General features: G+C 50.2%; 6 protein-coding genes. 5 read left to right on the forward strand and 1 reads right to left on the reverse strand.

Annotated elements, in window-relative coordinates; all coding sequences use genetic code 11:
• The first annotated feature begins 131 nt into the window (after positions 1–131).
• From HOK28_05300 to HOK28_05320, 5 genes are all read left to right on the forward strand, one after another.
• The gene (locus HOK28_05300; GenBank protein MBT6432487.1) at positions 132–629 is read left to right on the forward strand and encodes an RNA polymerase sigma factor; all 498 of its coding nucleotides are present in this window, start codon (positions 132–134) and stop codon (positions 627–629) included.
• Between the two features lie 77 nt (positions 630–706).
• Positions 707–1,525, forward strand: a complete 819-nt coding sequence (locus tag HOK28_05305) for a hypothetical protein (GenBank protein ID MBT6432488.1) — start codon at positions 707–709, stop codon at positions 1,523–1,525.
• Positions 1,522–3,102, forward strand: coding sequence for a caspase family protein (locus tag HOK28_05310; protein ID MBT6432489.1), 1,581 nt, complete (start codon positions 1,522–1,524; stop codon positions 3,100–3,102). The genes HOK28_05305 and HOK28_05310 overlap by 4 nt, the downstream gene beginning before the upstream one ends.
• Positions 3,103–4,050, forward strand: a complete 948-nt coding sequence (locus HOK28_05315; GenBank protein ID MBT6432490.1) for a hypothetical protein — start codon at positions 3,103–3,105, stop codon at positions 4,048–4,050.
• 135 nt (positions 4,051–4,185) lie between these two features.
• Positions 4,186–6,240, forward strand: coding sequence for a sensor histidine kinase (locus HOK28_05320; GenBank protein MBT6432491.1), 2,055 nt, complete (start codon positions 4,186–4,188; stop codon positions 6,238–6,240).
• Position 6,241: 1 nt separating this feature from the next.
• On the opposite strand, the gene HOK28_05325 is transcribed toward HOK28_05320, so the two are convergent.
• Positions 6,242–6,544: hypothetical protein (locus HOK28_05325; GenBank protein MBT6432492.1), on the reverse strand; the 303-nt coding region annotated here is incomplete at its 5' end.

Below are 6,544 nucleotides of genomic sequence, written 5' to 3' on the forward strand. Positions count from 1 at the left end.
TGGAATCCTCGTCCTCGTCGAGGTTCCCCTTAAGAGCCAATCAACTATGGCTTTGGGGTTTGGGCTCTCAAAGAAGAGAATCTCACCTTCTAATCCTCGCCAGAGCGTAAGCTCAGTGCTATGTTTTCCTCATGAAGCGTATTGAAATTGCGGAGCTTTTTGACCGTTACGGCCCCATGGTGTACCGCCGAGCATTGGCGCTTTTAGGGCAACACGAACTGGCCGAAGAAGCTGTACAAGAAGTATTTCTTAGAGCTCTTAAGTCTGGAGAGAGCTTTGAGGGTCGAAGCCGGGTCTCAACTTGGCTCTACAGTATTACAACCAATTTCTGCTTGAACTTACTACGCAACCAAAGTCGCCGGAAAGAGCTTTGGAAAGAGCATGGTCCCAAAGGGCTGCAAGCGACTCACGAGGCGCCAGAAGAATTGGTTCTAATGCGTACACTGCTCACAGAGGCTGATCCCGACCAAGCCCAGGCTGCGGTTTATGTCTACATCGATGGGATGAGCCAAAATGAAGCCGCTGAACTTCTAGGGGTCTCTCGTCGAACGGTCGGTAACCTATTGGAACGATTCAATACCTGGGCTCGTAAGCGGATAGACAAACCAACAGCAAAAACAGACACTTAGGGAGACTTCTCCTAACTTTGCCCATTAGAGCAAGCTTGCGGGTCTAAGCTAATAGAAAGATGAGGATAGGTGGTCTAATGAGAGATCCAACAACCAATGCTTGGAAAGACGCGACACTCGGGGTGCAATGTACGCCAGAGTGCCCCTCCGATCTGGCCCTTGATGCTATGCATGTGAATGAGTGTGCTGCATCCGAAGCCACCGTGCTCATGAAGCACATCACTGGATGCAATTCTTGTGAGGCGCGGTGGGAACTTCGCCAACAAGGATTTAACGCATTCCAAGAACTTGATCGCGATGCCATCATTGCGAAACTGCACCGACTCAGCGCTGAGATTCCAAGTGATACGCCCGTCTCATTTTGGCAACAGGTCAGAAGTCTCTTCACACAGCCTGCCGTGTTTGGGACCAGTATGGCGATGTGTGCAATCATCATGATGTTGGTCACCAAGCCCAACCCTGGGCCCATCGATGATATCAATTCGATGCAAGGTATTCGAACCAAAGGTGCAAGCTTTACAGTTTTTAAGAGCACCGAGGATTCCGTTGAGATTCTTGCCAGCGGCTCCACTGTGGTGCCAGGTGATAAACTACGCTTCAAAATAAGTCCGCGCGAAGGTACGGAGGTAATGGTCGTAGGACAAGAGGCCTCCGGCGACGTTTACATGGCCTTCCCACTCGATGGTAGCCAAGCCTCACGGCCTTCCACTTCATCGGAGGGCGGCATACTTCCTGGTACCATCAAGCTGGATCAAAGTTCGGGACGTGAAAGGCTCTATCTGGTATCCTGTGATCACCCCTTTGGCCTCTCTAATATTGCAGCCGAACCGGGCCGGATTAAAGTTCCCAAGAAGTGCACCACCACTTCTTTCGAACTCAACAAAGTGAGTCCATGAAGCATATTGTCGCTGCGCTCATATTCTGCTTCTTCCTCTACGCCCCCTCTGTGTGGGCCAGCTCTACATTTGTAGTTTCGGCTGGGAACAATGTAGGCAATGACGGCGACTTTCCACTTCGGTTTGCAGAAGAGGATGCCATTCAATTTGCTACAGTGATGCGCAATCTTGGCGATGTCGATCCCGAAAACAGCATTCTTGTTCAAGGGGCCAGTGCAGCGGGGTTACGTAAAACAATCCTTGATACCAACCGCCGTATTCGCCGAGCCATCAGCCGCGGTGAGCAAGACACATCACTTATCGTCTTTTATTCCGGACACGCCGATAACGGCGGGCTTCATATGCGTGGCAGTAACCTCTCCTTCAACGAACTTGAAGACTTGGTGGAGGCCTCACCGGCCAAGGTCCGCGTTTTGATTCTCGACAGCTGTCGTTCCGGCGGTGTTACCCGAGTTAAAGGTGCAAGTCCCACTGCAAACTTTAAAATAAGCGCGCGCAACAAAGTGGAAGCTGAAGGGCTGGCCGTCATTACTTCCAGCTCTGCCTGGGAAGATAGCCACGAATCGGACAGGCTTCGTGGATCGTTTTTTAGCCACCACCTTCTTAGTGGTTTGCGCGGAGCCGCAGACCATAACCGGGATGCAACCGTTACCTTGAATGAAGTGTACAGCTACGCTTACCAGCAAACCTTGCGCTCAAGTGGCCAAACACAAAGTCTGCAACACCCTACTTACCGATACGACATTAAAGGCAAAGGCGACCTCCCCCTTACCCAGCTTGCTAAAGTGACGGCCGGCTCAGCCCGACTCCAAATCAAAGATGCTGGACTTTATCTTTTGATGGACTCCAGTGAGACCGGCACCATCCTCAATGAAGTCATGGTGCAAGACAAAGGCGCTACGCTGCATCTCAAACCAGGACGTTACTTCATCCAGAAACGTGCCCGGGACCACTTTCTTGAATATGCGGTCACGCTTCATGCACACGCCTCCAAATCTCTAAAAGATGTACCGCGCAAACGCATCGACTACGCCAAGCTCGTTCGAAAAGGTACCGCCAAAAACATACTGCAGCACAGCGCTTTTGTGATGACTGGACTGCGCACCGCCGTGCTAGATGGCTACCCACTCAGTGCAAATCTTCTTTTGGGTTACAACATCGATTTTTCACTGATGAGCGTAGGTAGCCGGGTGCGCTTTAGTCGCAGCTCAAGCAATGACGAGCGTACAGCTCTTGACGGAACCACATCCGAATTGGGCCTAGGCCTTACGCTGCAAAAGTTTTTTGACCTTTACGATTTTAGCTTCGGTATTGGGGTCGCCACCGAACTCAATTGGTACCATCAAGCTTTCAACACTACCGGTTCAGCTCCCACACGAAACAGCTGGGCTGCCGGATTTGGTCCGCTCGCAAGTGTTGAAGCAGACGTCTACGGTCCACTGGTTCTCAAGCTCGAAGCCGCACCTATGATTTATGTCCATAAACAAGCGACAGTGAGCGCCGGTGCCACGCAAGGCTCGCAATTACGAACCCAAGTAACAACATGGGTGGCCTTAGGTATGGGGTGGAGATTCTAAATGGCTGTTTGGAAAAAGGTTATTCTCCTCGTCCCCTTCCTCTCTGTGCTCTCATGCGGAGATCCTCTTGCCACGGGCGAATACCTTGGCGAGCCACTTTTCTCTTTCGAGGGTATCATTGTGTCGATTCTCGATGACCTTCCAGAGGAAAATAGCGTTCGGGTTGCTCTAGGTTGGGCACCGGGTGGCAGCGAACCCACGGATTTTAATGAACTCGTTGAACAGGATTCCGTGTCAGTGCAAATACGTTTCCCATCAGCCTTCGAGGTGAATATCTTTTATCCGCCTCTTGACGACTTTCTTCAAGACACCAGCCAAGCCTACGGGCTGGCGTATCTCGTGGTATATGAAGACAGAGATGGCGACGAACAGTTTGATGCCGACGAGATACTCGGCGGCGCCCCTTCCCAAGTCATCGTTTATGCTGCGCGAGATCTCTTGCCCGACGAATCACCAACTCGCCGAAGTTTGCCTGAGGGTTTTCACCTCATTCCCGTTCCCGCTCCATGCTTGGCATTTGAAGATCAATTCGGCGACGTGGCTTGCACGGTCCCCGTAGGTGAAACGTGCGAAACCGATAGCGATTGCAACGGAGGGACTTGCCTCGACGAACTTGCCGGAACAGATTTTCCCGGTGGTTATTGTTCACTCAGAGAAGACCAGCAAGACTGTGTCCCGCCAGACTCCATCGCTTGGCCACTCTATGACGAGCTGGGCGACCCAGACGAAATGATAGAAAGCGGTCAAGGTCACGAGCTAGACCATTGGTGGTGGTTCAAGCGTTGCATCACTTCTGCAGATTGCCGGGAAGACGAGGGCTATATCTGCAACCTAGGCTGGGGAGCTTGCACGCCGAAAGTACCGGCCTGGCTCGTGATTGGGGACGAACTCAGGCTGCCCGCGGTTTGCTGGGAAGATGAAGAACCCGATTTTTCGGACGATTATTAGGACAGAGGACACCCCGCATCTGAACAATATTATCAGGGCACTCTTTAGAGAAAGCTCGAAGCCTGCTACCATATCCGAAGGTAGCTGAGTTCAGTCGTATCAAGCAGCTCATTCAAGTAGTGGGAAAGCAAAGATATGGCCGCGTTCGGAACCTTTACACAAGTACGTCGTGTCGTTTGTTACACTCTGCTCGCTCTCTTGATGAGCATATCATCGGTCTCCTACGCGTCCCCAATTCTCGTTCTACCCGAGCAAAGTATTATCAATCTTGGTGATAAGGTGAAGTATCTCGTCGATACTAAGACCGCGCTTAGCCTGGGTGAGTTTCGTTCTCCGGAAAACCAGTCACAGCTTATCTCATCCAAAGCTCCGACTCCTTCCTATGGGTTTACGCAGAGCACCTACTGGTTCCAAGTTGAGCTCAAGAATGCATCCAACCGCTCAGCCGAGAGAACACTGGTCATTTCCTATCCATTACTTGATCAGCTCAACATCTACTTGCTTCGCTCCCAAGGTCATGTGACCCGTTTTGAAACGGGAGACCGCTTAGATTTTGATAAACGAGAAGAGCTCCATCGGTTTTTCACTTTCCCTATCGTGTTTCAAAAAGACGAAACCATCACGCTGGTCGTTCAAACCAAGACCACCAGCTCAATGCAGGTGCCCATGGAGCTGTGGATTCCTGAACAGCTACACCATGATGATAAAGAGACGCTGCTCGCACAAGGAATCTATTACGGCATCATGCTTATTATGGTGGTCTATAATCTATTTATTTTTCTTGTCGTTAGAACACCCGGCTACCTTTTCTATGTATTCTACGTCGGCTCGGTGGCTGGATTTCAAGCGGCAATAAGTGGCATCGGGTATCAATTTCTATGGCCCCTGAACCCCTGGTTTCAAGATATTGCAATCGGGGCATTCATTCCGCTCATTGCTACCACCGGTACTATTTTTACGATTTATATTCTTCAGACGAAAGAGCGAAACCCGCGGCTTCATCCATACATCAGAGCCATTGCGAGCCTGGGGCTTGTACTCGTGGTCTCCTCGCTCTTTGTTCCCTACTCAACGATTATCAAACTCAACCTCATTTGCGGCACCTTCGCCATAACGATGGTATTCGCTCTCGGTGTGATCAATTGGAAAAACAACTTTGAAGTTGCGAAATACTTCACCGTTGCATGGCTCGCTTTTCTCGGAGGTGGTGCCTTGATGATTCTCAACAAAGCCGGGATCCTTCCCCGAAACGCGATCACCGAACACGCCATGCAAATAGGCTCTATCCTGGAGGTCTCACTGCTCTCCTTCGCACTCGCCTACCGAATGAACACTCTACAAGCCGAAAAGATTGCCGCCGAGAAAAAATCTCAAGTGCTGCAAAGTGCTCTCAACACAGAGCTTAAAACAAAACTCAACATCTTTAGTTCAGTTGCCCATGAACTCAACAACCCTCTGAACTACGTTAGCGTCGGCACTCAGAACCTGCGGCGTCAGGTTGCAAAATTACACACCATTGTTTCTCAATTATTTGAAGGGGCCGAGAACAACGAAAATGCGATGGAGGTCAAACGTGTACTTGATAAAACCTTCGACGAGCACTCACAAACTCTTGAAGACACACTCTTTGGCGCCCAGAGAGCTGCAGATGTGGTGGCCGAAATGCGTGGCCTCACTGAAGTTGATGGTAAGCTGCTTCGGGTCACCGATCCCAAAGAGTTAATAGATTCAGCCCTTCGGCGTGCGCGCGACATTCTCTCTCCTGGTAAATTTGACCAAGTGAATATCGACTACGACTACAGTGATCTTGAGTTGGAAGTTGAAGTAAACCCGTACCTCATCACCCATGCGTTGACCAATATCCTCACCAATGCTGTTCGCTATGCATTAAACCAAGATCAGCAAACGCCGCAGATTCAGCTCCACGCTCATTTACTAGGAGATATGGTGCATATGGTCGTTGCCAACAATGGGGAGCCTATCCCGACCCAAATGATGGATACCATTTTCAACGAAGAAACCAGTGATGATGCGATTCATAATCTATCAATCTCAAGATCGCTGATCAGACAACAAGGTGGAGAGCTTCAACTGCTTCAAGCAGGAGATAAAACATTACCCGTCAAATTTGAGATTCAGCTTCCCAAATCCAATGCCATTGAAGAGCCACCATTGCTCAATGCGCCATGAGCTAGGGAGTAGCTGCCGCGCCCGGTTCTTCACTGGGTAAGGGAGGCAAGACCGCTTCTTTCACAAACTCTTTTTTGACCTGCTTTCGAATGCCGACCATGGTTTCCATTGGCCAGCTCTCTTGAACCAAGTTTATGACCCAAGCTGGTAAGATACCTTTGGGGTCAGAAAAGATAGACACTTCAACCAACGTTTTACCATCGGGTCGTGACGATAGCGTGAAGCCGCTCTTCATAATATCAGCGCGTACGCCTTTCGTTTTCGGTGTCTTAGGGTGACCGACCGAATTCAAAACTAAGTGTAG

This window comes from Deltaproteobacteria bacterium (assembly GCA_018668695.1).
Classification (GTDB): domain Bacteria; phylum Myxococcota; class XYA12-FULL-58-9; order XYA12-FULL-58-9; family JABJBS01; genus JABJBS01.

Bases quoted from the DNA above. Each gene is read 5' to 3' on its own strand.
- HOK28_05300 (MBT6432487.1), top strand. From the start codon at position 132: ATGAAGCGTATTGAAATTGCGGAGCTTTTTGACCGTTACGGCCCCATG.
- HOK28_05305 (MBT6432488.1), top strand. From the start codon at position 707: ATGAGAGATCCAACAACCAATGCTTGGAAAGACGCGACACTCGGGGTG.
- HOK28_05310 (MBT6432489.1), top strand. From the start codon at position 1,522: ATGAAGCATATTGTCGCTGCGCTCATATTCTGCTTCTTCCTCTACGCC.
- HOK28_05315 (MBT6432490.1), top strand. From the start codon at position 3,103: ATGGCTGTTTGGAAAAAGGTTATTCTCCTCGTCCCCTTCCTCTCTGTG.
- HOK28_05320 (MBT6432491.1), top strand. From the start codon at position 4,186: ATGGCCGCGTTCGGAACCTTTACACAAGTACGTCGTGTCGTTTGTTAC.